The sequence below is a fragment of the Pseudomonas sp. PLMAX genome (assembly GCF_046042685.1).
In the GTDB taxonomy this organism is placed as follows: Bacteria; Pseudomonadota; Gammaproteobacteria; order Pseudomonadales; family Pseudomonadaceae; genus Aquipseudomonas; species Aquipseudomonas putida_AE.
On sequence record NZ_CP064949.1, the window covers coordinates 5242798 to 5266141 of the forward strand.

Annotated in this window: 23 protein-coding genes; 17 read left to right on the forward strand and 6 right to left on the reverse strand. The window is 62.2% G+C overall.

Features of this window, described 5'->3' with window-relative positions:
* Positions 1 to 132: 132 nt before the first annotated feature.
* The 3 genes from feaR to paaY form a co-directional block, all read right to left on the reverse strand.
* Positions 133 to 1047 (reverse strand): transcriptional regulator FeaR, encoded by a 915-nt coding sequence (gene feaR, locus DKB71_RS23880; protein ID WP_323627184.1) that lies wholly within the window; start codon positions 1045 to 1047, stop codon positions 133 to 135.
* An 85-nt stretch (positions 1048 to 1132) separates the two neighbouring features.
* Entirely contained in the window at positions 1133 to 2056 is a 924-nt protein-coding gene (gene paaX, locus DKB71_RS23885; protein ID WP_274075470.1) for a phenylacetic acid degradation operon negative regulatory protein PaaX, read from the reverse strand.
* Positions 2057 to 2184: 128 nt separating this feature from the next.
* Positions 2185 to 2775, reverse strand: coding sequence for a phenylacetic acid degradation protein PaaY (gene paaY, locus DKB71_RS23890; protein ID WP_408597813.1), 591 nt, complete (start codon positions 2773 to 2775; stop codon positions 2185 to 2187).
* Between the two features lie 350 nt (positions 2776 to 3125).
* Between paaY and paaF the strand changes: the two genes are divergently transcribed.
* The 17 genes from paaF to DKB71_RS23975 all read left to right on the forward strand — a co-directional run bounded on the left by paaF (position 3126) and on the right by DKB71_RS23975 (position 19782).
* The gene (gene paaF / locus DKB71_RS23895) at positions 3126 to 3899 is read left to right on the forward strand and encodes a 2,3-dehydroadipyl-CoA hydratase PaaF (RefSeq protein ID WP_274075472.1); all 774 of its coding nucleotides are present in this window, start codon (positions 3126 to 3128) and stop codon (positions 3897 to 3899) included.
* A 37-nt stretch (positions 3900 to 3936) separates the two neighbouring features.
* The gene (gene paaG / locus DKB71_RS23900) at positions 3937 to 4728 is read left to right on the forward strand and encodes a 2-(1,2-epoxy-1,2-dihydrophenyl)acetyl-CoA isomerase PaaG (RefSeq protein WP_408597816.1); all 792 of its coding nucleotides are present in this window, start codon (positions 3937 to 3939) and stop codon (positions 4726 to 4728) included.
* 3 nt (positions 4729 to 4731) lie between these two features.
* Entirely contained in the window at positions 4732 to 6249 is a 1518-nt protein-coding gene (gene paaH / locus DKB71_RS23905) for a 3-hydroxyacyl-CoA dehydrogenase PaaH (protein ID WP_408597818.1), read from the forward strand.
* The gene (gene paaI / locus DKB71_RS23910) at positions 6242 to 6691 is read left to right on the forward strand and encodes a hydroxyphenylacetyl-CoA thioesterase PaaI (protein WP_408597820.1); all 450 of its coding nucleotides are present in this window, start codon (positions 6242 to 6244) and stop codon (positions 6689 to 6691) included. The genes paaH and paaI overlap by 8 nt, the downstream gene beginning before the upstream one ends.
* The gene (pcaF, locus tag DKB71_RS23915; RefSeq protein ID WP_408597822.1) at positions 6684 to 7895 is read left to right on the forward strand and encodes a 3-oxoadipyl-CoA thiolase; all 1212 of its coding nucleotides are present in this window, start codon (positions 6684 to 6686) and stop codon (positions 7893 to 7895) included. Before paaI ends, pcaF begins: the two co-directional genes overlap by 8 nt.
* A gap of 99 nt (positions 7896 to 7994) precedes the next feature.
* Entirely contained in the window at positions 7995 to 9320 is a 1326-nt protein-coding gene (paaK, locus tag DKB71_RS23920; protein ID WP_408597824.1) for a phenylacetate--CoA ligase PaaK, read from the forward strand.
* A gap of 311 nt (positions 9321 to 9631) precedes the next feature.
* A complete protein-coding gene (gene paaA / locus DKB71_RS23925) occupies positions 9632 to 10621 on the forward strand; it encodes a 1,2-phenylacetyl-CoA epoxidase subunit PaaA (RefSeq protein WP_274075478.1) in 990 nt (329 codons plus the stop codon).
* Positions 10622 to 10792: 171 nt separating this feature from the next.
* Positions 10793 to 11074 carry a 1,2-phenylacetyl-CoA epoxidase subunit PaaB gene (gene paaB, locus DKB71_RS23930; protein ID WP_007943393.1) on the forward strand — a complete coding sequence of 94 codons (282 nt, stop codon included), beginning with the start codon at positions 10793 to 10795 and terminating at the stop codon, positions 11072 to 11074.
* An 8-nt stretch (positions 11075 to 11082) separates the two neighbouring features.
* Positions 11083 to 11844 carry a 1,2-phenylacetyl-CoA epoxidase subunit PaaC gene (gene paaC / locus DKB71_RS23935; protein ID WP_408597827.1) on the forward strand — a complete coding sequence of 254 codons (762 nt, stop codon included), beginning with the start codon at positions 11083 to 11085 and terminating at the stop codon, positions 11842 to 11844.
* On the forward strand, positions 11831 to 12364 hold the full coding sequence (gene paaD / locus DKB71_RS23940) for a 1,2-phenylacetyl-CoA epoxidase subunit PaaD (protein ID WP_408597829.1): 534 nt from the start codon (positions 11831 to 11833) through the stop codon (positions 12362 to 12364). The genes paaC and paaD overlap by 14 nt, the downstream gene beginning before the upstream one ends.
* 34 nt (positions 12365 to 12398) lie before the next feature.
* Positions 12399 to 13475 (forward strand): 1,2-phenylacetyl-CoA epoxidase subunit PaaE, encoded by a 1077-nt coding sequence (paaE, locus tag DKB71_RS23945; RefSeq protein ID WP_408597831.1) that lies wholly within the window; start codon positions 12399 to 12401, stop codon positions 13473 to 13475.
* Between the two features lie 165 nt (positions 13476 to 13640).
* Positions 13641 to 13949: a DUF485 domain-containing protein gene (locus DKB71_RS23950; RefSeq protein WP_007978006.1), complete on the forward strand. Its 309-nt coding sequence runs from the start codon at positions 13641 to 13643 to the stop codon at positions 13947 to 13949.
* The gene (locus DKB71_RS23955) at positions 13946 to 15592 is read left to right on the forward strand and encodes a cation acetate symporter (protein WP_323606874.1); all 1647 of its coding nucleotides are present in this window, start codon (positions 13946 to 13948) and stop codon (positions 15590 to 15592) included. Before DKB71_RS23950 ends, DKB71_RS23955 begins: the two co-directional genes overlap by 4 nt.
* A 22-nt stretch (positions 15593 to 15614) precedes the next feature.
* Positions 15615 to 16868 carry an OprD family porin gene (locus tag DKB71_RS23960; protein WP_323606875.1) on the forward strand — a complete coding sequence of 418 codons (1254 nt, stop codon included), beginning with the start codon at positions 15615 to 15617 and terminating at the stop codon, positions 16866 to 16868.
* A 58-nt stretch (positions 16869 to 16926) separates the two neighbouring features.
* On the forward strand, positions 16927 to 18996 hold the full coding sequence (gene paaZ / locus DKB71_RS23965; protein WP_408597834.1) for a phenylacetic acid degradation bifunctional protein PaaZ: 2070 nt from the start codon (positions 16927 to 16929) through the stop codon (positions 18994 to 18996).
* 178 nt (positions 18997 to 19174) lie between these two features.
* A complete protein-coding gene (locus tag DKB71_RS23970) occupies positions 19175 to 19468 on the forward strand; it encodes a type II toxin-antitoxin system RelE/ParE family toxin (protein ID WP_408597836.1) in 294 nt (97 codons plus the stop codon).
* Positions 19469 to 19470: 2 nt separating this feature from the next.
* A complete protein-coding gene (locus DKB71_RS23975) occupies positions 19471 to 19782 on the forward strand; it encodes an addiction module antidote protein (RefSeq protein WP_408597838.1) in 312 nt (103 codons plus the stop codon).
* 50 nt (positions 19783 to 19832) lie between these two features.
* Here DKB71_RS23975 and DKB71_RS23980 read toward each other — a convergent pair whose 3' ends face one another.
* From DKB71_RS23980 to DKB71_RS23990, 3 genes are read right to left on the reverse strand one after another with little or no spacing between them, the layout of a single operon-like run.
* Entirely contained in the window at positions 19833 to 20741 is a 909-nt protein-coding gene (locus DKB71_RS23980; RefSeq protein ID WP_408597840.1) for a LuxR C-terminal-related transcriptional regulator, read from the reverse strand.
* Positions 20738 to 22156, reverse strand: coding sequence for an aminotransferase (locus DKB71_RS23985; protein ID WP_408597842.1), 1419 nt, complete (start codon positions 22154 to 22156; stop codon positions 20738 to 20740). The genes DKB71_RS23980 and DKB71_RS23985 overlap by 4 nt, the downstream gene beginning before the upstream one ends.
* A 37-nt stretch (positions 22157 to 22193) precedes the next feature.
* Positions 22194 to 23300, reverse strand: a complete 1107-nt coding sequence (locus tag DKB71_RS23990) for a polyamine ABC transporter substrate-binding protein (RefSeq protein WP_408597844.1) — start codon at positions 23298 to 23300, stop codon at positions 22194 to 22196.
* Positions 23301 to 23344: the final 44 nt, after the last annotated feature.

The window sequence follows — 23344 nt, forward strand, 5'->3', positions numbered from 1 at the left end:
TCATGCGAATGCAAAACCTGTGGGAGCGGGCTTGCTCGCGAAGACGGTGTGTCAGTCGGCGTATATGTTTAATGACACGCCGCCTTCGCGAGCAAGCCCGCTCCCACATGGATAATCGTTGCCAGTGAAATATCACGCATGCTGTTTGCGATACTCCCCCGGCGCTATGCCGAAACGCGATTTAAATGCCGTCGAGAAATAGCTCGAATCGGAAAAACCCCACGAATACCCCAGCACCGACAATTTCTCTTCCTTGCGCGATTGGCGCAGGGATTCGGCGCACAGGTCCAGCCGGCGGTTCTTGATGTAGCGCGCCACCACCAGGCCTTTTTTGGCGAACATCCGGTACAGGCCACGGGTCGACATGCCGACTTCCCGCGCCAGCCATTCCGGGCACAGTTCTTCGCAGCGGATGTGCTGGTCGATGAAGCTCAGGGTCTTGCGGAAGGTCCGCTCGTGCGGATCGGTGCAATCGTCGGTCTGGCTGATGGCCGGGCGCAACAGACTGACGATCGCCTCCAGGGTCGCTTCGCTTTCCTGCCGGGTCAGATGCTGTTGGCGCGTGGCGTCGAGGATCAACCGATGGGAGAGCATGGCAATGGGCGACGACGCAGCGATGCGGTGGCCGCACTTGACCTGGTTGAAGCGCAGGGTCTGTTCGACCAGTTGATACGGCAGGATCAACGACAACTGCCGGGAGTTTTCGCTGTAGGTGAAGTCACTGGGTCGCGCCGCATCGATCAAGGTGATGTCCCCGGCGGACAGCAGCACCCGGTCGTCGCCCTGGGCCATGCCCGCAGTGCCATCGAGCTGGAACACCGCAAAGTATTTGCCACCCTCGCCCGCCGCCACTTCCTGCGGCGTGCGGTACAGCCGCGCCTGGCAGGCGTCGACGAAGCTGAGCTTGAGGGCATCGCTGCGGTATTCGCGGATCTGGCCCGCAAAACCGGTGCCCAGGGGTTGTGCGTTGAAGGCGCCACAGATCTGGTTGATCTGATGGATCCACTGATCGAACCCATCCTGGCGCTGTGCAGTTGTAGAAATCATGTCAGGCCTCACGCAGGCTTGTTTTTATTGTCTACGTCAATCAAAAGATTCTCCTGAACAGCGACTCTCCTTTACCCTCGACGGGTTATTTCAACCCGCCAAAGCGTCGATAAAAGCTCTCGCCCACATCCGGCAACGGGCCGTCGGCGGTTTCCAGTGCACTGTTCAGCCATTCCTCGGCCTTGGCGTAGATCAAACGGTAAATGTTGCGGCACAACTGTCGGGCCGCGCGTCCTTCCCAATCGCCGGGCAACAACTCGTCCGGCAGTTGCGGGTCACGCAGCAGCAATTTGCGGTATTCGTGAATAAGCAGGATCCGCGCCAGGAAGCAGTCCGAAGGCTGCAGGTTTTCCTGCTCGCGAAGTGCTTGCCAGAGCGGTCGGAACAGCTGGATGAACTCGCTGTAGTGGGTCGCCAGTTCCTCGATGTTCCAGCTCTCGCGCACCTGCAGCCTCAGGGCCTTGGAGGCCAGTACGTCCTGGGCGGTGGTTTCGAAGACGATGGTTTCTTCCTGGGCGCCGAGGTCCAGCAGCGTGGCGTTGACATCGGTGCGGTCGCTGCGCGGACAGGCCAGCACCACCGGCGAAATCGCACCAAAACCTTGCCATTCCAGCTCTTCGCGCACTTGTTTGCGCTTGTCCTGGGTTAGTTGCGACAGCATCACCAGGCACCAGGAACCATCCCAGGCCGGCATCGTGGTGCTGTAGACCCGCTTGAACGCCTTGTCGAAACGCCGGCGACCGGTGCCGGTCAGGCTGTAGTAACTGCGCCGACCGACCTTTTCGGCGGTCAGCCAGCCTTCCTTGGTCAGGCGGAAAATCGAGGTGCGGATCAGCCGTTCGTTGATGCCGATCGGTTCGAGCAACTGGATCAGGCTGCCCAGCCACACGGTACCGCCATGGGGCTCGATGGCATCACCGTACAACGTGATGATCAGCGAACTGGCGCGGATCGGCGTCTGCTCTTGAAAGCGGGTGATCAGGTGATTCAAGGGTGTCAGGGACGACATGGGCGTACCGAGCAAAAAAAGAAAAGGAATATACCGGTAGGAGCTGCCGGAGGCTGCGATCTTTTGATCTTGATCTTTCAAAAATCAACATCAAAAGATCGCAGCCTGCGGCAGCTCCTACGGGGGAATCAACCGCCTTTAGGGCGATGGCCGCTGTCGCTGATACGCGGGCGATCCGGCTCTGGCTCCGCAAGCGGTTCGCAGACTTGCATCTGTTCCAGGCACCGCCTGGCCAGCTGTTGATACTCACGAGTCCCCGCCTGTTTCCACGCCACTTCCTGATCGCTGAGGGTGCGCTTGACGCTGGCCGGTGCGCCCATCACCAGCGACTGCTCCGGGCATTCGAAGCCGGCCTTGACGAAGGCCGCCGCCGAAACGAAGGACCGCGGGCCGATGCGTGCGTTGTCCATCACCACCGCATTCATCCCCACCAGCGCATCGGCGCCGATCCGGCAACCGTGCAGCACCGCGCCGTGGCCGATGTGACCGTTACGCTCCACCACCGTGTCGCTGTCGGGAAAGCCGTGCATCACGCAGGTGTCCTGGATGTTGGCGCCCTCCTCCAGCACGATCCGCCCGAAGTCGCCGCGCAGGCTGGCCAGCGGCCCTACATAACAGTGGGGGCCGATGATCACGTCGCCGATCAACACGGCGGACGGATGCACATAGGCACTCGGATCAACCACCGGGGTCAGGCCATCAAGGCTGTAGCAGGTCATGGCAGCTTCCTTCACAAAGCGATGCGGATATTGACTTGTTTTGTATCATATCTCTTTTACATTCATAAAGAAAAAAAAGCGTATCACTTAAATGAGGCTTTTCCGACGACCTGCGCCGCGCCGCAAAAACAGCCATTAAACCCAATAAAATAGGGATAAACCCCGCCATTCAGAGCGATACGACATCACTCGATCACAGCTCACGCCACACCAATAAGACACATTAAACAAACTTTCGTATTGCATTTACGTATCACATTGCAGGTATACTCCGGCAAAACCGGCCCCCTGCGGCCGATCCAATAACAAGCCGGCATCACCGCCGAGCGTTCACCGTGAGGGCATCCGCCATGCCTCAAACCCTTGCCGTCGAATTCATCGAGCCTGGCGTACGCCTGATTACCCTGCAGCGCCCACAAGCGCTGAACGCCCTGAACACGCAGCTGCTGGGCGAACTGGCGGACGAATTGAGCGTGGCCCAAGCCGATCCCGAGACCCGTGCCGTGGTCCTGACCGGTAGTCGCAAGGCCTTCGCCGCCGGTGCCGACATCAAGGAAATGGCCGAGCGCGACCTGGTCGGCATCCTCGACGACCCGCGCCAGGCCTCCTGGCAGGCCATTACCCGCTTCAACAAACCGCTGATCGCCGCGGTCAACGGCTTCGCCCTCGGCGGTGGCTGCGAACTGGCGATGCACGCCGACATCATCATTGCAGGTGTTGACGCCCGCTTCGGCCAGCCGGAAATCAATCTCGGGATCATGCCCGGCGCAGGCGGCACCCAACGCCTGCTGCGCGCCGTCGGCAAATCCATGGCCATGCAGATGGTCCTGACCGGTGAGCCGATCGACGCCCGCCAGGCCCAGCGCGCCGGCCTGGTCAGCGAAGTTACCCAGCCGGAATTCACCGTCGATCGCGCCCTGCAGATCGCCCGCCACATTGCCGGCAAAGCCCCGCTGGCAGTACGCCTGGCCAAGGAAGCGCTGCTCAAGGCGATGGACACGGACCTGGCCAGCGGCCTGCGTTTCGAGCGCCATGCCTTCACCGTGCTGGCCGGCACCCGCGACCGCGACGAAGGCATCGCCGCCTTCCAGGAAAAACGCACGCCGACCTTCACCGGTCAGTAATCACCGAATTCGAGATCGCCAAGAGAGCGCCAAGACCATGAACTTCGAACACATCCTGTTTTCCATCGAGGCCGGCGTCGCCCTGCTCAGCCTCAATCGCCCGGAGCAGCTCAACAGCTTCAACACCCAGATGCATGGCGAAGTGAAGGAAGCGCTCAAGCAAGTGCGGCAGAACCCCGACGTGCGCGTGCTGCTGCTGACCGGAGAGGGTCGTGGCTTCTGCGCCGGCCAGGACCTGAGCGACCGCAATGTCGCACCAGGCAGCGCCGTGCCGGACCTGGGCGAGTCCATCGAGAAGTTCTACAACCCGCTGATCCGCCAGCTGCGCGACCTGCCGATGCCGGTCATCTGCGCGGTCAACGGCGTGGCCGCCGGTGCCGGCGCGAACATTCCGCTGGCCTGCGACCTGGTGCTGGCAGCGCGTTCGGCCAGCTTCATCCAGGCGTTCTGCAAGATCGGCCTGATCCCCGACTCCGGCGGCACCTGGACCCTGCCGCGCCTGGTCGGCATGGCCCGCGCCAAGGCACTGACCCTGCTCGGCAATCGCCTGACTGCCGAGCAGGCCGAACAATGGGGCTTGATCTATCGCTGCGTGGAAGATGCCGAACTGCGCGATGAAGCCCTGAAACTGGCGCAACACCTGGCCACCCAGCCGACCTACGGCCTGGCGCTGATCAAGCGCAGCCTGAACGCCAGCATGAGCAACAGCTTTGATGAACAGCTGGAGCTGGAGCGTGACCTGCAACGCCTGGCCGGGCGCAGCGAGGACTATCGCGAAGGTGTCGGCGCCTTCATGGAAAAACGCACCCCAAGCTTCAAGGGGCGCTGAGTCATGACCGCACTGAACACTTGCGCACGTATCGCCGTGATCGGCGCCGGGGCCATGGGCGCCGGCATTGCCCAGGTCGCGGCGCAGGCCGGGCATCCGGTGCTGCTGCTGGACAATCGTCCCGGCGCTGCGGCCCAGGCCATTGCCGGCATCGACCGGCAACTGGGCAAACGGGTCGAGAACGGCAAGCTGTCCGCCGATGCGCGCAGCGCGACGATTGCACGCCTGCACGCCGTGGAAGCGATCGAAGCCCTGGCCGATTGCGAGCTGATCATCGAAGCCATCGTCGAGAACCTCGAGGTCAAGCGCGCGCTGTTCCGCCAGCTGGAAGAGATTTGCGGCGAGCGCTGCATCCTGGCCAGCAACACCTCGTCGCTGTCGATCACCGGCATCGCCGCGCAACTCGTTCACCCGCAACGCCTGCTCGGCCTGCACTTCTTCAACCCGGCGCCGGTCATGCCGCTGGTGGAAGTGGTCTGCGGCCTGGCCAGCGATCCGGTGTTGGCCGAGTGCCTGTACGACACCACCAAGGCCTGGGGCAAAAAACCGGTGCACACCCGCTCCACCCCGGGTTTCATCGTCAACCGCGTGGCCCGGCCGTTCTACGCAGAAAGCCTGCGCATGCTCCAGGAAGGTGCCGCCGACTGCGCGACCCTGGATGCGCTGATGCGCGAGGCCGGCGGCTTTGCCATGGGAGCGTTCGAGCTGACCGACCTGATCGGCCATGACGTCAACTATGCCGTAACCTGCTCGGTGTTCGATGCCTATTACCAGGACACGCGCTTCCTGCCTTCGCTGATCCAGAAAGAGCTGGTGGACGGCGGGCGCCTGGGGCGTAAAAGCGGCCAGGGATTCTACAGCTACGCCCAAGGGGCCGAGCGTCCGCCCGCCGCCGAGATCAGCAGTGCTGCGGCCGTCGAAGCGTGCATTGCCGAAGGCGACCTCGGCATCGTCCAAGGTTTGCTTGCACGTCTGCGCGAGCAAGGCGTCGACGTCATCCCGCGCGATGGTCGCGGCTTGCTGCGAGTCGGTGACGCGGTGCTGGCCTTGAGCGACGGGCGCATGGCCTGTCAGCGCGCCAGGGAAGACGGATTGCGCAACCTGATCCTGCTGGATCTGACCCTCGATTACAGCAAGGCCCAACGCATCGCCATCAGCCATGCGGCGGGCATTGATCCGCTGGCTCTGGAACAAGGTATCGCCCTGCTGCAACGCGCCGGCCTCAAGGTCAGCCTGCTCAGCGACAGCCCTGCCCTCGCCGTCCTGCGCACCGTGGCGATGCTGGCCAACGAAGCGGCCGATGCCCTGCTGCAAGGCGTGGCCTCGGCGGCCGACATCGACCTGGCGATGCGCGCCGGGGTCAATTATCCACAGGGGCCGTTGGCCTGGGCCGACGCCATCGGGCTCGAGCAGATCCTGACCGTGCTGGACAACCTGCAAGCCACCTATGGCGAAGAACGCTACCGGCCGTCGCTACTGCTGCGCCGTCGGGTCGCCCAAGGGAGAACGTTCCATGACTAACCACGAAGCGATGAACCTGGCCGTCAACTGTGCACAAACGCTGCTCCAGCGTGACGCCGCCAGCCAGGGGATGGGCATCCGCCTACTGTCCGCGGCCCCCGGTTGCGCCCGTGTGGGTATGACCGTGCGTGCAGACATGGTGCAGGGCCACGGCACCTGCCACGGCGGCTATCTGTTTGCCTTGGCCGACTCGGCATTCGCCTTTGCCTGCAACAGCTACAACGAAGCCACGGTGGCCATCGGCTGCAGCATCGACTACATCGCCCCGGCGCGCCTGGGTGACACGCTGACGGCCGATTGCATCGAGCAAAGCCGCTCCGGCCGCACCGGCAACTACGACGTACGCATCGAAAACCAGCAGGGCCAGCTAATCGCCCTGTTCCACGGCAAATCCTACAAAGTGCGCGGCTCGGTGCTGGCGCAGGAGACCCCCAATGAATGACGCCCTGATCATCGACGCGGTCCGCACCCCGATCGGTCGCTACGCCGGAGTCCTGAGCAGCGTGCGCGCCGACGACCTCGGCGCGGTGCCCCTGCGCGAACTGCTGCGCCGCCACCCGCAGGTCGACTGGAGCAGCGTGGACGATGTGATCTACGGCTGCGCCAACCAGGCCGGCGAAGACAACCGCAACGTCGCGCGCATGTCGGCGCTGCTGGCCGGTTTGCCGGTCAGCGTGCCGGGTACCACCCTCAATCGCCTGTGCGGTTCAGGGCTGGATGCCATCGGCACCGCCGCCCGGGCGATCCGCAGCGGCGAAACCGGGTTGATGCTGGTCGGTGGCGTCGAGTCGATGTCCCGCGCGCCATTGGTGATGGGCAAGGCCGAGCAGGCGTTTTCCCGTGCAGCGGAGGTTTTCGACACCACCATCGGCTGGCGTTTCGTCAATCCGCTGATGAAAAAGGCCTACGGCATCGACTCCATGCCGGAAACCGCAGAGAACGTCGCCGAACAGTTCAACATCTCCCGGGCCGACCAGGACGCCTTCGCCCTGCGCAGCCAGCAACGCGCCGCAGCGGCCCAGGCCAACGGCCGCCTGGCCAGGGAAATCGTCGCGGTGGAAATTCCCCAGCGCAAAGGCCCGGCCAAAGTGGTCGAGCACGACGAGCATCCGCGTGGCGACACCACCCTCGAGCAGTTGGCCAAACTGGGCACGCCGTTTCGCGAAGGCGGCAGCATCACCGCCGGTAACGCCTCCGGGGTCAACGACGGCGCCTGCGCGCTGTTGCTGGCCAGCCCCGAAGTCGCCAAACGCCACGGCCTGACCGCCCGCGGTCGCGTTGTCGCCATGGCCACCGCCGGCGTCGAACCACGCATCATGGGCATCGGTCCGGTACCGGCCACGCGCAAGGTGCTGGAAGTGGCCAACCTGAGCCTGGCGGACATGGACGTCATCGAGCTCAACGAAGCCTTTGCCGCCCAAGGCCTGGCCGTACTGCGCGAACTGGGCTTGAGCGACACCGACCCACGGGTCAACCCCAACGGCGGCGCCATCGCCCTGGGCCACCCGTTGGGCATGAGCGGCGCACGCCTGGTCACCACCGCCCTGCATGAACTTGAGGAACGCAATGGCCGCTACGCCCTGTGCACCATGTGCATCGGCGTCGGCCAGGGGATCGCGCTGATCATCGAGCGTCTATCCCACTAAAGAATCGCGATTCCCGGGGAGCCGAGAGGTATCCTTGGGGCATGCACTCAAAGCCCCTGCATGCAGGGGCTGGAACACAAAAACAATTCGAGTGAACACATGAACATGCCAATTGCCCAAGCCGTGCTTGATCCCGTGCTGGACCCGCTGGAAACCGCCAGCATCGACGAGCTGCGCCAGCATCAGCTGGAGCGCCTGCGCTGGAGCCTGAACCACGCCTACAACAATGTGCCGCTGTACCGTCAGCGCTTCGATGCGCTGGGCGTGCACCCGGACGACATCAAGTCCCTCGACGACCTGGCGAAATTCCCCTTCACCACCAAGTCCGACCTGCGCGACAACTACCCCTACGGCATGTTCGCCGTGCCGATGCACGACGTGGTGCGCCTGCACGCGTCCAGCGGCACCACCGGCAAACCGACCGTGGTCGGCTACACCCAGAACGACATCGACACCTGGGCCAACGTGGTGGCGCGCTCGATCCGCGCCGCCGGTGGCCGGCGTGGCGACAAGGTGCACATCTCCTACGGCTACGGCCTGTTCACCGGCGGCCTCGGCGCCCACTACGGCGCCGAACGCCTGGGTTGCACGGTGATCCCCATGTCCGGCGGCCAGACCGAAAAACAAGTGCAGTTGATCAAGGATTTCCAGCCGGACATCATCATGGTCACGCCGTCCTACATGCTCAACATCGCCGACGAGATCGAGCGCCAGGGCATCGACCCGCACAAACTGGCCCTGCGCCTGGGCATCTTCGGCGCCGAGCCATGGACCGCCGAACTGCGCAGCGCCATCGAGGCGCGCATGGGCATCACCGCCCTGGACATCTACGGCCTCTCGGAAATCATGGGCCCGGGCGTGGCGATGGAATGCGCCGAAACCAAGGATGGCCCGACGATCTGGGAAGACCACTTCTACCCGGAAATCATCGACCCGGTCACCGGCGAAGTGCTGCCGGACGGGCAGATGGGCGAACTGGTGTTCACCTCCCTGAGCAAAGAAGCGCTGCCGATGATCCGCTACCGCACCCGCGACCTGACGCGCCTGCTGCCGGGTACGGCGCGGCCGATGCGGCGCATCGACAAGATCACCGGGCGCAGCGATGACATGCTGATCATCCGCGGAGTCAACGTGTTCCCGACGCAGATCGAGGAGCAGGTGCTCAAAGTCAAACAACTTGCCGAGTGCTATGAGATCCATCTGTATCGCAATGGCAACCTGGACAGCGTGGACGTGCACGTCGAGTTGAAGGCCGAGCATCAGCACCTGAGCGATGAACAGCAGAAGGCTATTTGCGGGGAGTTGAGCAAGCACATCAAGACGTATATCGGGATCAGTTCGCGGATCGTGTTGCAGCCGTTCCACTCGATCAAGCGTTCCGAGGGCAAGGCTTGCCACGTATTGGACAAACGCCCTAAAGCATGACTGCTGCACCCCTTATGGCCCCGCTTTTGCGGGGCTTTTTTTTGGGTTTTTTTCATGAAAAACAGACACCCCTCTCTGTAGGAGCTGGCTTGCCAGCGAAGGCATCCGTCCAGTCGATAAATTTGCCAACTAAGCCACCGCTTTCGCTGGCAAGCCAGCTCCTACAGGGGAACGGTATTTCATGAAGGACCGCTCAACCTGAAAGCGATACAAAAAATAAATACGACACGTCATTTTCTGTTTGATATTAAATTCTGTATCGCTTATAAAGTTCTCCATGCCTTCAACAGATTCACGGCGGGAGACCCCCCATGTACGCACAGCTCGTAGAAACAGGCGTAAAGCGCATAAAAGACCTCTCGGAGATGTCCGAACAGGAACGCGCCTTCCAGGAAAAAATCGATTCAGAAATCAAGATCGAAGCGAAGAACTGGATGCCAGATGCCTACCGCCAGACCCTGATCCGGCAGATTTCCCAGCACGCCCACTCGGAAATCGTCGGCATGCTCCCGGAAGGCAACTGGGTCACCCGCGCGCCAAGTCTCAAACGCAAACTGCAATTGATGGCCAAGATCCAGGACGAAGCCGGTCACGGCCTGTACCTGTACAGCGCCATGGAAACCCTGGGTGCCGACCGTGATGAAGAAATCGCCAAGCTGCACAGCGGCAAGGCCAAGTACTCGAGCATTTTCAATTACCCGACGCTGAACTGGGCCGATATGGGCGCGGTGGGCTGGCTGGTGGATGGCGCGGCGATCGTCAACCAGGTCGTGCTGCAACGCACCTCCTACGGCCCCTACTCCCGGGCCATGGTGCGCATCTGCAAGGAAGAGAGCTTCCACCAGCGCCAGGGCTACGAAATTCTCCTGACCATGATGCGTCACGGTACCCAGGCGCAAAAAGACATGGTCCAGGACGCGATCAACCGCCTGTGGTGGCCGTCGCTGATGATGTTCGGCCCGAGCGACGAACACTCGCCGAACAGCGCGCAATCCATGGCCTGGAAAATCAAGCGCCAGAGCAACGACGAACTGCGCCAGCGCTTCATCGACCAGACCATCCCGCAGCTGGAACTGCTGGGCTGCACTTGCCCCGATCCGGACCTTGCGTGGAACGCCGAACGCGGCCACTACGACTTCGGCGAAATCCAGTGGAGCGAATTCTACGAAGTGCTCAAGGGCAACGGCCCGTGCAACACCGAACGCGTCGCCACCCGCCGCAAGGCGATCGAAGACGGCGCCTGGGTTCGTGAAGCCGCCGTCGCCCACGCCCGCAAAAAACAAAACAAGAACGCCGCCTGATCCGGCCCGTTTGATGATCTTGATCTTCGGCGACTCCCATGCCGCCAAACGATCGCAGGCTGCGCCAGCTCCTACAGGAGCCGGTGATCCCATGTAGGAGCTGCCGAAGGCTGCGATCTTTTGATCTTCAGCCCCGTCAGCAAAAAACCGAACAGATGTGGAGTAATTGAAATGTCCGAGTGGACCCTCTTCGAAGTCTTCGTGCGCAGCAAGCACGGCCTCAACCACAAACACGTCGGCAGCGTGCATGCCGCCGACACCACCATGGCCATCGAGAACGCGCGTGAGCTGTACACCCGTCGCAGCGAAGGCGTGAGCCTGTGGGTGGTGCCTTCGGCATTGATCACCGCTTCTTCGCCGGATGAAAAAGACCCGCTGTTCGATCCGTCGGACGACAAGGTCTACCGCCACGCCAGCTTCTACGAGCTGCCGGCCGAAGTCGGGCACATGTGAGGTCGACCATGAACAACAAGACTGATCTGATCGAATACCTGCTGCGCCTCGGCGACAGCGCCCTGATCCAGGGCCAGCGCCTGTGCCAGTGGTGCGGCAAGGCGCCAGCGCTGGAAGAAGAGTTGGCGCTGATGAACGTCGGCCTCGACCTGGTGGGCCAGGCGCGCAACTGGCTGGACTACGCCGCCGAACTGCTGGACGACGGCCGCGACGCCGATCACCTGGCGTTCCGCCGCGACGAACGTGCCTACCGCAACCTGCTGCTGGTGGAACAACCCAACGGCGACTTCGCGGTGACCATGCTCAAGCAGTTCCTCTATGACGCCTGGCATTTGCCGGTGTTGCAGGGCCTGAGCCAGTCCAGCGACGAACGCATTGCCGGGATCGCTGCCAAGGCCGTGAAGGAAGTGACCTATCACCTGCGCCGCTCCGGCGAATGGATCGAGCGTATGGGTGACGGCACCGAGGAAAGCCACCAGCGCATGCTCGCGGCCATCCCCGAAGTCTGGCGCTTCACCGTAGAACTGATCGCGGCCGATGACAGCGAGCTGCGCCTGTGCGAAGCCGCCATCACTCCGGACATCGCCAACATCGCCACCCAGTGGCAAGCCAAGGTCAACCAGATCTTCACCAGCGCCACCCTGCCCGTGCCGGCCGCGCCAAGCTATTTCTATCTGAACGCACGCAAGGGCCTGCACACCGAACACCTGGGCATCCTGCTGGCCGAAATGCAGTTCCTGCCACGAGCGTACCCCGATGCAACCTGGTGAGCTGATCGCCAGCGACCTCGGCGCCCGGCCGGCTCAGCCGACCGACCTGGCCGCTGCGTGGGCGATCCTGGCCGAAGTCATGGACCCGGAAGTGCCGGTGGTCAGCGTCGTCGACCTCGGCATCGTCCGCGACCTGGACTGGCAGGCCGGCCATCTGCACGTAGTGGTCACGCCGACCTACTCCGGCTGTCCGGCCACCGAAGTGATCGAGGGCGATATCCGCCAGGCCCTGGAACTCGCCGGATTCAAGGCGCCGCAACTCGAGCGCAAATTGACCCCGGCCTGGACCACCGACTGGATCAGCGCCAGCGGCCGCGAACGCCTGCGCGCCTACGGCATCGCGCCGCCCGAAGGCAGCACCAGCAAACGCAGCCTGCTCGGCGAGAGCCCGCTGGTTCTTTGCCCGCAATGCGGCAGCGCCCACACCGAGGTGCTCAGCGAGTTTGGTTCCACCGCGTGCAAGGCGCTGTACCGCTGCGTCGATTGCCGGGAACCGTTCGACTATTTCAAGTGCATCTGAGCGGCGAATCGGCCGACCCAGCTGGAGAACAACAATGAGCAAATTCCACAGCCTGACCATCAAGGATGTGCGCACCGAGACCCGTGATGCGGTGTCCATCGCCTTCGAGATTCCGCAGGATCTGCAAGACAGCTTTCATTACACCCAGGGCCAGCACCTGGTGATGCGTACCCAACTGGACGGCGAAGAAGTGCGCCGCTCCTATTCGATCTGCACCGGTGTCAACGACGGTGAACTGCGCGTCGCCATCAAGCGTGTGGCCGGTGGACGCTTTTCCGCGTTTGCCAACGAACAGCTCAAGGCCGGGCACAGCCTGGAAGTGATGCCGCCCGCCGGGCATTTCAGCGTGGAACTCGACCCCGCTCGCCACGGCAACTACCTGGCGGTCGCGGCCGGCAGCGGCATCACGCCGATCCTGTCGATCATCAAGACCACCCTGCAAACCGAGCCCAACAGCCGCGTCACCCTGCTGTACGGCAACCGCTCCAGCTCCGGCGCACTGTTCCGCGAACAGCTTGAAGACTTGAAGAACCGTTACTTGCAGCGCTTGAACCTGATCTTCGTGTTCAGCCGCGAGCAGCAGGATGTCGACCTGTACAACGGCCGGATCAACGCCGAGAAATGCGAGCAACTGTTCAGCCGCTGGCTCGACGTCAAGGCCCTCGACGCCGCTTTCATCTGCGGCCCGCAGGAAATGACCGAAACCGTGCGCGACAGCCTCAAGGCCAAGGGTATGGCGCCCGAGCGAATCCACTTCGAACTCTTCGCCGCTGCTGGCAGCCAGCAGAAACGCGAGGCCCGCGAAGCGGCGCGCCAGGTGGATGCAGCAGTCAGCCAGATCACCGTGATCAGCGACGGCCGAGCCCTGGCCTTCGACCTGCCGCGCAACAGCCAGAGCATCCTCGACGCCGGCAACGCCCAGGGCGCCGAACTGCCCTACTCGTGCAAGGCCGGCGTGTGCTCGACCTGCAAGTGCAAGGTCGTCGAGGGCGAAGTGGAAATGGACAGCAACCACGCCCTGGAAGACTACGAAGTGGCCGCCGGTTATGTGCTGTCGTGCCAGGCCTTCCCGATCAGCGACAAGGTGGTGCTGGATTTCGACCAGCTCTGAAACAACGCAAAACCCTGTAGGAGCTGGCTTGCCAGCGAAGAGGCCCTTGAGATCACTGTATGTTTTCAGGCCGCCTTCGCTGGCAAGCCAGCTCCTACAGGGGGCCGGTGATCGACCCGAACACACTGTTTCACCCAAAACAAAAACAACAAAGGAGCGCGCGTCATGACACCCCAGGAAATAGAACTCATCCGCCAGCACCCGGATTTCATCCAGCTGGTGCGCCGTAAACAGAAGCTGTACTGGTCACTGAGCCTGGCCATGCTGGTGATCTACTACGGCTTCGTGCTGCTGGTGGCTTTCTCCCCTTCTACCCTCGGCCAATCCCTGAGCGGCGGCGTGACCACCGTGGGCATGCTGGTGGGTGTCGTCATCGTCGGGCTGGCCTTTGCGCTGACCGGGTTCTATGTCTATCGCGCCAACAACGTGATCGACCCGCTGAATGAAAAACTCAAGCAGGAGTGCGCCCGATGAGCCGTCTTCTTGCGTTGTTCCTGCTGCCGCTGGCGGTGGTCACTGATTTGGCGGTGGCCGCCGACGGCGCTTCCCGACCATTGAACTGGAACGCCATCGGCATGTTCATGGTGTTCGTCCTGTTCACCCTTGGCGTGACACGCTGGGCTGCCCTGCGCACCCGTTCCGCCAGCGACTTCTACACGGCCGGCGGCGGTATGACCGGTTTCCAGAACGGTCTGGCGATCGCCGGTGACATGATCTCGGCAGCCTCGTTCCTCGGCATTTCCGCGATGATGTTCCTCAATGGCTACGACGGCTTGCTCTACGCCCTGGGCGTATTGGCCGGCTGGCCGATCATCCTGTTCCTGATCGCCGAACGCCTACGCAACCTCGGCAAGTACACCTTTGCCGACGTGGTTTCCTACCGGCTGGAACAGACGCCGGTGCGCCTGACTTCGGCGTTCGGCACCCTGACCGTGGCCCTGATGTACCTGGTGGCGCAGATGGTCGGCGCCGGCAAGCTGATCGAGTTGCTGTTCGGCATCGACTACCTCTACGCCGTGATGCTGGTCGGTGTATTGATGGTGTTCTACGTGACCTTCGGCGGCATGCTCGCCACCACCTGGGTGCAGATCATCAAGGCCGTGATGCTGTTGTTCGGCACCAGCTTCATGGCGTTCATGGTGCTCAAGCATTTCGGTTTCAGCACTGAAGCGATGTTTGCCGGCGCCACCGCCGTGCATGCCAAGGGCAACGCGATCATGGCCCCCGGCGGCTTGCTGTCCAACCCGATCGATGCGATTTCCCTGGGGCTGGGCATGATGTTCGGCACCGCCGGCCTGCCGCACATCCTGATGCGTTTCTTTACCGTCAGCGATGCCAAGGAAGCGCGTAAAAGCGTGTTCTACGCCACCGGTTTCATCGGCTACTTCTACTTGTTGCTGATCATCGTCGGCTTCGGCGCCATCGTCATGGTCGGCACCGATCCGGCATTCCGTGACGCCAGCGGCGCGATCATCGGCGGCGGCAACATGATCGCCGTGCACCTGGCCCAGGCCGTGGGCGGCAACCTGTTCCTCGGCTTCATCTCGGCGGTCGCCTTCGCCACCATCCTGGCGGTGGTTGCCGGGCTGGCACTGTCCGGCGCCTCGGCGGTGTCCCATGACCTGTATGCCTGCGTGATGCGCAAGGGCCAGGCCACGGAACAGCAGGAAATGCGCGTATCGCGTATCGCCACCCTGTGCATCGGTGTGCTGGCGATCATCCTCGGCCTGCTGTTCGAGTCGCAGAACATCGCCTTCCTCTCGGGCCTGGTGCTGGCCATCGCCGCGTCGGTGAATTTCCCGGTGCTGTTCCTCTCGATGTACTGGAAAGGCCTGACCACCCGCGGCGCCGTCGTCGGCAGCCTGTCCGGACTGGTCTCGGCGATTGTCCTGCTGGTGCTGAGCCCGGCGGTGTGGGTCAACGTGATGCATCACGACAAGGCGCTGTTCCCGTACTCCAACCCGGCGCTGTTTTCCATGAGCCTCGCGTTCTTCAGTGCTTGGCTGTTTTCCGTCACCGACACTTCGCCCCGTGCAGCCCTTGAGCGCGGCCGTTATCTGGCGCAGTTCATCCGCTCGATGACCGGTATCGGTGCCTCTGGCGCCAGCAAACACTGAATATTGGCAGGGAATAAAAATAATGAAGCCCGCACGTAACGCACCTTGTGAATCACTGTTTTCCCTGGCCGCCGCATTGAGTCTGCCCCTGTTCGCGCCAAGCGCCATGGCCGACTTCATCGGCGACAGCAAGGCCCGTATTGAAATGCGCAACCTCTACCTCAACCGCGATTTCCGCCAGGACAACGCGCCGCAAGCCAAGGCCGAAGAATGGGCCCAGGGCTTCACGGCGCGTGTCGAATCCGGGTTCACCGACGGCACCTTCGGATTCGGTCTCGACGCCCTGGGCGAGTTGGGGATCAAGCTCGACTCCAGCCCGGATCGCCGTGGCACTGGCCTGCTGCCCTTTGGTCCGCAGAGCCATGAACCCGACGACGACTACAGCGAACTGGGCCTGACCGGCAAACTGCGCGTATCGAAAAGCCTGTTGAAGCTCGGCACCCTGCAACCCTTGTTGCCCGTGGCAACTTATAACGACACCCGCCTGCTGGGTTCGACCTTTGAAGGTGGTTTGCTGACCAGCCAGGAAATCGACGGCCTGACGCTGAACGCCGGACGCCTGACCAAGGCCAATCTGCGCGACTCCTCCAGCAACGATGACATCGGCTACGCCGCCGCGAGCAGCGATCACTTCGACTTCGGCGGCGGCAGCTACGCATTCAGCCCGCAACTGAATGTGAGCTACTACTACGGCAAGCTCGAGCAGATCTATCGGCAGCAGTTCGCCGGACTGGTGCATACGCAACCACTGGGCAACGGTTTCAACCTGCGCAGCGACCTGCGTTATTTCGACAGCCGCGGCGACGGCGCGGAAAAGGCCGGACGCATCGACAACCGCAACTTCAACGGCATGTTCACCGTATCCCAGGGAGCCCACAAGGTCAGTGCCGCCTACCAGCAGTTGTCCGGCGACAGCGCCTTTCCGTTCCTCAACGGCGGCGATCCGTATGTGGTCAACCTGGTGACCTTCAACACCTTTACCCGCGCCGAGGAAGATTCGTGGCAGCTGCGCTACGACTATGACTTCGCCGCCCAAGGCATTCCCGGCCTGACCTTCATGACCCGCTACACCGATGGTCGCCACGTCAAGGCAGGCACCGTCGACAACGGGCGCGAGTGGGAACGCGACACAGATATCAGCTACGTCATCCAGAGCGGTGTGTTGAAGAACGTCAGCCTGCGCTGGCGCAACGTGACCTTCCGCTCCGGCAATGGCCTGACGACCGCCCTCGATGAGAACCGATTGATCGTCGGTTACACCCTGGCGCTTTGGTAATTCCGCAAGGGTGCGGTCGCGACCGCACCCAGACTTTTCACAATCAGGAGCAATCGTGATGTCCTCCTCACCTACACTGCATGCCCCGACCCTGCAGAGCTTCATCGCCGGTCGCTGGATCGGCCAACACGGCGCACAAGTCCTGCGCAGCGCCCTCGATGGCCATGAAATCTTCCGTACCCATGAAGAGCGTCCGGACTTCGCAGAAGCCATCGAACACGGTCGCCGCCAAGGCGTCAGCGGCCTGATGGCGCTGGACTTCCAGCAACGCGCCCAGCGCCTCAAGGCCCTGGCCCTGTACCTGAGCGAACGCAAGGAACAGCTCTACGCGATTTCCCACCACAGCGGCGCCACCCGTGCCGACAGCTGGATCGACATCGAGGGTGGCAACAGCACCCTGTTCACCTACGCCAGCCTTGGCGCGCGGGAGCTGCCGTCGGGTAACGTGGTGCACGAAGGCCCGGCGCTGCAGCTGAGCAAAATGGGCACCTTCGCCGGCACCCACATCCTGGTGCCGCGCGGCGGCGTGGCGGTGCACATCAATGCCTTCAACTTCCCGATCTGGGGCATGCTGGAAAAATTCGCCCCGAGCTTCCTCGCCGGCATGCCATGCATCGTCAAACCGGCCAGCGCCACCAGCTACCTGACCGAAGCCGTGGTGCGCCTGATGGACGAATCCGGCCTGCTCCCGGCGGGCAGCCTGCAACTGATCATCGGCGGCACCGGCGACCTGCTCGACCGCCTGCAGGGCCAGGACGTGGTGACCTTCACCGGTTCCGCCGACACCGCGGCCAAGCTGCGGGTCAACCCGAACCTGATCCGCAACTCGGTGCCGTTCACCGCCGAAGCCGACTCGCTGAACTGCGCGATCCTCGCCCCGGACGTCACCCCGGACGACGAAGAGTTCGAGCTGTTCATCAAGGAAGTCGCCCGGGAAATGACCACCAAGGCCGGGCAGAAATGCACCGCCATCCGCCGCGCCATCGTCCCGGCCAAGCACATCGACGCCGTTGCTACCCGCCTGCGTGATCGCCTGGCCAAAGTCGTGGTCGGCGACCCGTCGGTGGAAGGTGTGCGCATGGGTGCGCTGGCCTCCCACGACCAGCAGAAAGACGTGGCCGAACGCCTGGAAGCCCTGTTGCAGAGCAGCGATATGCTGTTCGGCGCCCGCGACGGTTTCGAACCGCGTGGCGAGAATGTCGACAAGGGCGCGTTCTTCGCCCCGACCCTGCTGCAAGCCCGCGACCCGCACGCCGAAGGCGGTGCCCACGATATCGAAGCGTTCGGCCCGGTCAGCACCCTGATGGCCTACGACGACCTGGACGAAGCACTGGCCCTGGCCGCGCGCGGCAAGGGCAGCCTGGTCGCCAGCCTGGTGACCAAGGACCCGCAGATCGCCGCCAAGGCCATTCCGGTGGCGGCTGCGTTGCATGGGCGTCTGCTGGTACTGGATCGCCACTGCGCCGGCGAATCCACCGGCCACGGCTCGCCGCTGCCGCAACTCAAGCACGGCGGCCCGGGTCGCGCCGGCGGCGGTGAAGAACTCGGCGGCCTGCGCGCAGTGAAGCACTACCTGCAACGCGCGGCGGTACAAGGCTCGCCGACCATGCTGGCAGCGGTCACCGGCGAATACGTGCGCGGCGCCAAGGTCATCGAAACCGAGGTGCACCCGTTCCGTCGCTACTTCCAGGACCTGCAGATCGGCGAGTCGCTGCTGACTCACCGTCGCACCGTCACCGAAGCGGACCTGGTGAACTTCGGCTGCCTGTCGGGCGACCACTTCTACATGCACTTCGATGACATCGCGGCCAAGGAATCGCAGTTCGGCAAGCGCATCGCCCACGGTTACTTCGTGCTGTCGGCGGCGGCCGGGCTGTTCGTATCCCCTGGCGTCGGCCCGGTCCTGGCCAACTACGGCCTGGACACCCTGCGCTTCATCAACCCGGTGGGTATCGGCGACACCATCCAGGCGCGCCTGACCTGCAAACGCAAGATCGACCAGGGCAAGAAGAGCCCGCAAGGCATTCCGCAAGGGGTGGTGGCGTGGGATGTGGAAGTGACCAACCAGTTGGGTGAGCTGGTGGCCAGCTATGACATTCTGACCTTGGTCGTAAAACGCGAGGATTGATCAGTTATCTGGTTGACCGCAGATCTTGTGGTCAACCACGGATCAAATGTGGGAAGGGGCTAGCTTCCACAAAGGTTCCTCGCCGTGCCACACATTCCTACTCATTCCTCGGAAAAACCAACGGTAATCCAGGAAATGTCTGACTGCGCACCCGTATCCACTTGGATACAGTCGCGCAATGAATTATCTTGTCCAGCAAACAGCGATTTTTTCCGCATGGCACACCTCAATCCGTGTTTTGCGGGCAAGGATTGCCATTGCTCGTCGCATTGAACGCGCGTTCGCGGGTAATTTGGGCGATATCAAGTCAGTGGGTGATGGCGTTTGCGAAATGCGCGTGGATGTGGGTGCCGGATACCGGGTTTACTTCACGATGCGCAAGACTGTCATCATCATCCTGCTCGCCGGGGGCGACAAATCATCACAAAACGCTGATATCAAACGTGCAAAAAAAATGGCAAAGGAGGTTTAACCATGAGCCAGACTTTGACGATTTTCGACATGGCGACTTTGCTCGACAGCGATGAGGCCATCAGCGAATACCTGTCCCAGGTGCTAGCGGATGGTGACAATGAGGAGTTTCTTCGTGCCATCGGGTACGTGGTAAAGGCGCGTGGCATGACACAGGTAGCCAAAGATTCCGGAATGGGTCGCGAAAGTCTGTACAAGGCCTTCGCTCCAGGCGCAAAACCCCGCTTCCATACGGTTTTGAAAGTGATTCACGCACTGGGTATCGATCTCTATGCGCAGCCGGGTCATGTCATCAATCACTCGAACCCTGAATGAATCACAGGGTTTGAGGTGGTTCGGGCCGCGTTCCGACGAGCTTTTGACTTTCAGTGCCCGCGCAACCATTCGATAAACAACGCAAACAACTCCGACTGCGACCCCACCTCCAGCTTCAGATACAGATTCTTGCGGTGCATGCGCACGGTTTCCGGTGAGATGTTCATCTGGCTGGCCGTGGATTTCACCGAGTGGCCCCGGAGCACCATGTGCGCCACTTCCCGCTCGCGTTCGGTGAGCAGGTCGCAACCGAATTGCTCGAACGCCGATTGCACCCGATGCTTGAGATCGTCGCGCAGGCCTTGATCGTTATCGCCCTGGATCTCGCTGCTACGCTGCAGGCCACGCCGGCTGAATTCGCTGATGAATTCTCGCACCAGCGGTTCGACGGCGCGCAGCAGGTTCAATTGCTCGACGCCCAGGCAGTCGCCGCCGAAACCTTGAAACAGGCTCACGGAGATTTTCGTGTCATTGCCCGTATCGACGATGTAGTAGCTGTCTTCCGAACAGTTCGCCTTCAGGTAGTAGGTCTTGTAATAGTCGCTGTCGAAGAAGTTGTCCGGCGCAATGTCCGCAAGGTGATAGAAGCCCTGCGCCAGCCCCTGCTCCACCGCCAGGCAGAACGGGTCGAGCAGATACCCCCCGGCAAAATAGCGCTCGAGAATCGACACCTGGTACTCCTGCGCAATGCCGCGCTGATGCAGCAACTGCGGCGCGCGGTCCTTGCGCTCCAGGCTGATCATCACCGACTCGATGGACACCAGTTGGCCCAACGCCGTCACCAGGTATTGCAGCGCGTCAGGCTCATCGACATGGGCGAAGGCCTCGCGCATGCCCCCATGCCATTTATGCAATGCCCCGAAGGGCACCGCGATCAGCGTATCGTCGTTTGGTCTGCTCATGCCCCGCAGTCTAGCGGCTGAACACCCCCTTGGTAACAGCCGGACTGACGAAATCATTGGCCGGCGTACTGTCCGCTGGCCTCAAGCTCGGCCGCCACTTCGAGAATGCAAACTCGCAGGATCTCGACGATTTCATCGACCTGGGCATAGGTGAGGATCAGCGGCGGCGACATCACGTTCAGGTGCATGATCGGCCGCACCAACAATCCCCGGGCCTGGGCGCGCACATGGATTTTCTCGCCGATGTTGATCTCGTCGGCGAACAACGCCTTGGTGCGCTTGTCGGCGACGAACTCCACGCACGCCATCAGTTTCAGGCAGCGCACATCACCCACCAGGGGCAGATCGCGCAAGGTGGCCAGGCGCTGTTCCAGGTAGCCGCCGACATCGTCGACGTGGGCCAGCAGGTTTTCCCGCTCGATGATCTCGATGTTCTTCAGCGCCGCCGTGCAGCAGACCGGATGGCCGCTGTAGGTGAAGCCGTGGGTAAAGCAACGGCTCTTGCCCGGCTCGGCGATGACCTTCCAGATGCGGTCGGAAAAGATGCACGCCCCCAGCGGCAGGTAGGCCGAGGTCAGGCCCTTGGCGGTGGTGATGATGTCAGGCTGCACGTCGAAGACATCGAGAGAGGCGAAAAACTTGCCCAGGCGCCCGAACGACGTCACCACCTCGTCGGCGACAAAGAGGATGTCGTAGCGCTGGCAGACTTCCCACATGCGCTTGAGGTAACCCTTTGGCGCAATGATCACCCCGCCTGAGCCCATCACTGGCTCGGCGAAGAAGCCGGCGACCTTGTCGGCGCCGATCGAGTGGATCTTGTCTTCGAACTCCTTGACCAGGAACTCGAGGAACTGCGCCTCGTCCATGCCCTCCGGCGCGCGGTAGGGGTTGGGGTTGGACACGTGGTGAATCAGCGGATTGGCGTAATCGAACTCCGGCACCCGGTCGGCGGCCTTGTTGCCGATCGACATGGTCAGGGTGGTGGAGCCGTGGTACGCGTTGAAACGGGCGATGACGTGCTTCTTTTCCGGTTTGCCACGGCAGTTCTGGTAGTACTGGATCAGCCGGTACGCGGTGTCCACGGCGGTTGAGCCGCCGGTAGTCAGGAACACGTGGTCGAGGTCGCCGGGGGCCAGGCTGGCGAGTTTCTCGCACAGCTCGATGGCGACGTTATTGGACATGTCGGAAAACGGGTTGGAATAGGCCAGTTGCCGCACCTGGTCGGCGATGGCCTCGGCCATTTCCTCACGGCCCAGGCCGATGTTGGTGCACCACATGCCGCCCACGGCATCGAGAAAGCGGTTGCCCTGGGTATCGTAGATATAGGCGCCGTCACCGGCAACGATGTTCAGGGAACCTTGCTCGGCGTGTTCGTCGAACACGTGATAGCCGTGCATATGGTGGGCCTTGTCGGCCTTGACCAGCCGGGACTCGTCCGCGGGGGAAAAAACGCTGCGTGTTGGCGTCGCCATAAAAACCTCTAACCGGATTGATTAACGATCGAACGAATCAGATGCCGCTTTTCACGGTGCTCCAGACCCGGGTCATGGCCCGCATGTCCTTGGCGTCCTGGGTCTTCTGCGGGAACAGACGCTCGCGGGTGGCTTCATCGGGGTAAATCGCCGGGTTGTTGCGCACATCGGCGTTCAACAATGGCGTGGCTGCCGCGTTGCTGTTGGCGTAATGGATGTAGTCGGTGACGTCCGCCATCACCTGCGGCTGCATCAGGTATTCAAGAAACTTGTGCGCATTGGCGACATGGGGCGCGTCGGCCGGGATGTACATGTTGTCGAACCAGATCAACGAGCCTTCCTTGGGAATGAAATACGACAGGTTGATGTTCAGCTTGGCTTCTTCGGCGCGAGCCATGGCCGTCGCGTAGTCGCCTGACCAGGTCATGGCCATGCACACATCACCGTTGGGCAGGCTGGTGAGGTAATTGACCGAATCGAACTTGCGGATATACGGCCGAACCGACAGCAGCAGTTCCTGCGCCGCCTTCAGGTCCTCGGGCTTGGCGCTGCGTGGATCGCGGCCCAGGTACTTGAGGGCCAGGGGGATCACTTCGGTGGGCGCATCGACCAGGGTCACGCCGCAGTCGGCGAAGCGCGAGACGATCTTCGGATCGAAAATCATTGCCAGCGAGCCGATCGGCGCATCCGGCATGCGCTCCTTGATCTTGTCGACGTTGTAGGTGATGCCGTTGCTGCCCCAGGTATAAGGCGCCGAATAGGTCGGGCCCGGGTCGAACCCTTGCAGGTCGTGCAAGACTTTAGGGTCGAGGTTGCTCCAGCCCGGCAGCAGTTTCTTGTCCAGTGGCTGGAACACCTTGGCCTGGATCAGCGGCGGCGCAAGGGAGGCATTGAGCACGACCAAGTCATACCCGGAGTGGCCGGTGAGCAACTTGGCCTGCACCGTTTCATAGGCATCGAAGGTGTCGTAGATCACCTTGATGCCGGTGGCCTTTTCGAAATCAGCCAGGGTTTTCTCGCCGATGTAGTCCGCCCAGTTGTACAGCCGCAGCGTATTGCTGTCGTTCACCTCGCCAGCGTGGGCACTCAGGGTCAGGGGTACAACAAACAGACTGGAAATCACCTTAAGCAGTGTCTTGCCCATAGCAAATGCACCTTATCAAGCGAGTTCGGCTCTGGATGAGCGGA

Bases quoted from the DNA above. Each gene is read 5' to 3' on its own strand.
- feaR (WP_323627184.1), bottom strand. From the start codon at position 1,047: ATGATTTCTACAACTGCACAGCGCCAGGATGGGTTCGATCAGTGGATC.
- paaX (WP_274075470.1), bottom strand. From the start codon at position 2,056: ATGTCGTCCCTGACACCCTTGAATCACCTGATCACCCGCTTTCAAGAG.
- paaY (WP_408597813.1), bottom strand. From the start codon at position 2,775: ATGACCTGCTACAGCCTTGATGGCCTGACCCCGGTGGTTGATCCGAGT.
- paaF (WP_274075472.1), top strand. From the start codon at position 3,126: ATGCCTCAAACCCTTGCCGTCGAATTCATCGAGCCTGGCGTACGCCTG.
- paaG (WP_408597816.1), top strand. From the start codon at position 3,937: ATGAACTTCGAACACATCCTGTTTTCCATCGAGGCCGGCGTCGCCCTG.
- paaH (WP_408597818.1), top strand. From the start codon at position 4,732: ATGACCGCACTGAACACTTGCGCACGTATCGCCGTGATCGGCGCCGGG.
- paaI (WP_408597820.1), top strand. From the start codon at position 6,242: ATGACTAACCACGAAGCGATGAACCTGGCCGTCAACTGTGCACAAACG.
- pcaF (WP_408597822.1), top strand. From the start codon at position 6,684: ATGAATGACGCCCTGATCATCGACGCGGTCCGCACCCCGATCGGTCGC.
- paaK (WP_408597824.1), top strand. From the start codon at position 7,995: ATGAACATGCCAATTGCCCAAGCCGTGCTTGATCCCGTGCTGGACCCG.
- paaA (WP_274075478.1), top strand. From the start codon at position 9,632: ATGTACGCACAGCTCGTAGAAACAGGCGTAAAGCGCATAAAAGACCTC.
- paaB (WP_007943393.1), top strand. From the start codon at position 10,793: ATGTCCGAGTGGACCCTCTTCGAAGTCTTCGTGCGCAGCAAGCACGGC.
- paaC (WP_408597827.1), top strand. From the start codon at position 11,083: ATGAACAACAAGACTGATCTGATCGAATACCTGCTGCGCCTCGGCGAC.
- paaD (WP_408597829.1), top strand. From the start codon at position 11,831: ATGCAACCTGGTGAGCTGATCGCCAGCGACCTCGGCGCCCGGCCGGCT.
- paaE (WP_408597831.1), top strand. From the start codon at position 12,399: ATGAGCAAATTCCACAGCCTGACCATCAAGGATGTGCGCACCGAGACC.
- DKB71_RS23950 (WP_007978006.1), top strand. From the start codon at position 13,641: ATGACACCCCAGGAAATAGAACTCATCCGCCAGCACCCGGATTTCATC.
- DKB71_RS23955 (WP_323606874.1), top strand. From the start codon at position 13,946: ATGAGCCGTCTTCTTGCGTTGTTCCTGCTGCCGCTGGCGGTGGTCACT.
- DKB71_RS23960 (WP_323606875.1), top strand. From the start codon at position 15,615: ATGAAGCCCGCACGTAACGCACCTTGTGAATCACTGTTTTCCCTGGCC.
- paaZ (WP_408597834.1), top strand. From the start codon at position 16,927: ATGTCCTCCTCACCTACACTGCATGCCCCGACCCTGCAGAGCTTCATC.
- DKB71_RS23970 (WP_408597836.1), top strand. From the start codon at position 19,175: ATGAATTATCTTGTCCAGCAAACAGCGATTTTTTCCGCATGGCACACC.
- DKB71_RS23975 (WP_408597838.1), top strand. From the start codon at position 19,471: ATGAGCCAGACTTTGACGATTTTCGACATGGCGACTTTGCTCGACAGC.
- DKB71_RS23980 (WP_408597840.1), bottom strand. From the start codon at position 20,741: ATGATTTCGTCAGTCCGGCTGTTACCAAGGGGGTGTTCAGCCGCTAGA.
- DKB71_RS23985 (WP_408597842.1), bottom strand. From the start codon at position 22,156: ATGGCGACGCCAACACGCAGCGTTTTTTCCCCCGCGGACGAGTCCCGG.
- DKB71_RS23990 (WP_408597844.1), bottom strand. From the start codon at position 23,300: ATGGGCAAGACACTGCTTAAGGTGATTTCCAGTCTGTTTGTTGTACCC.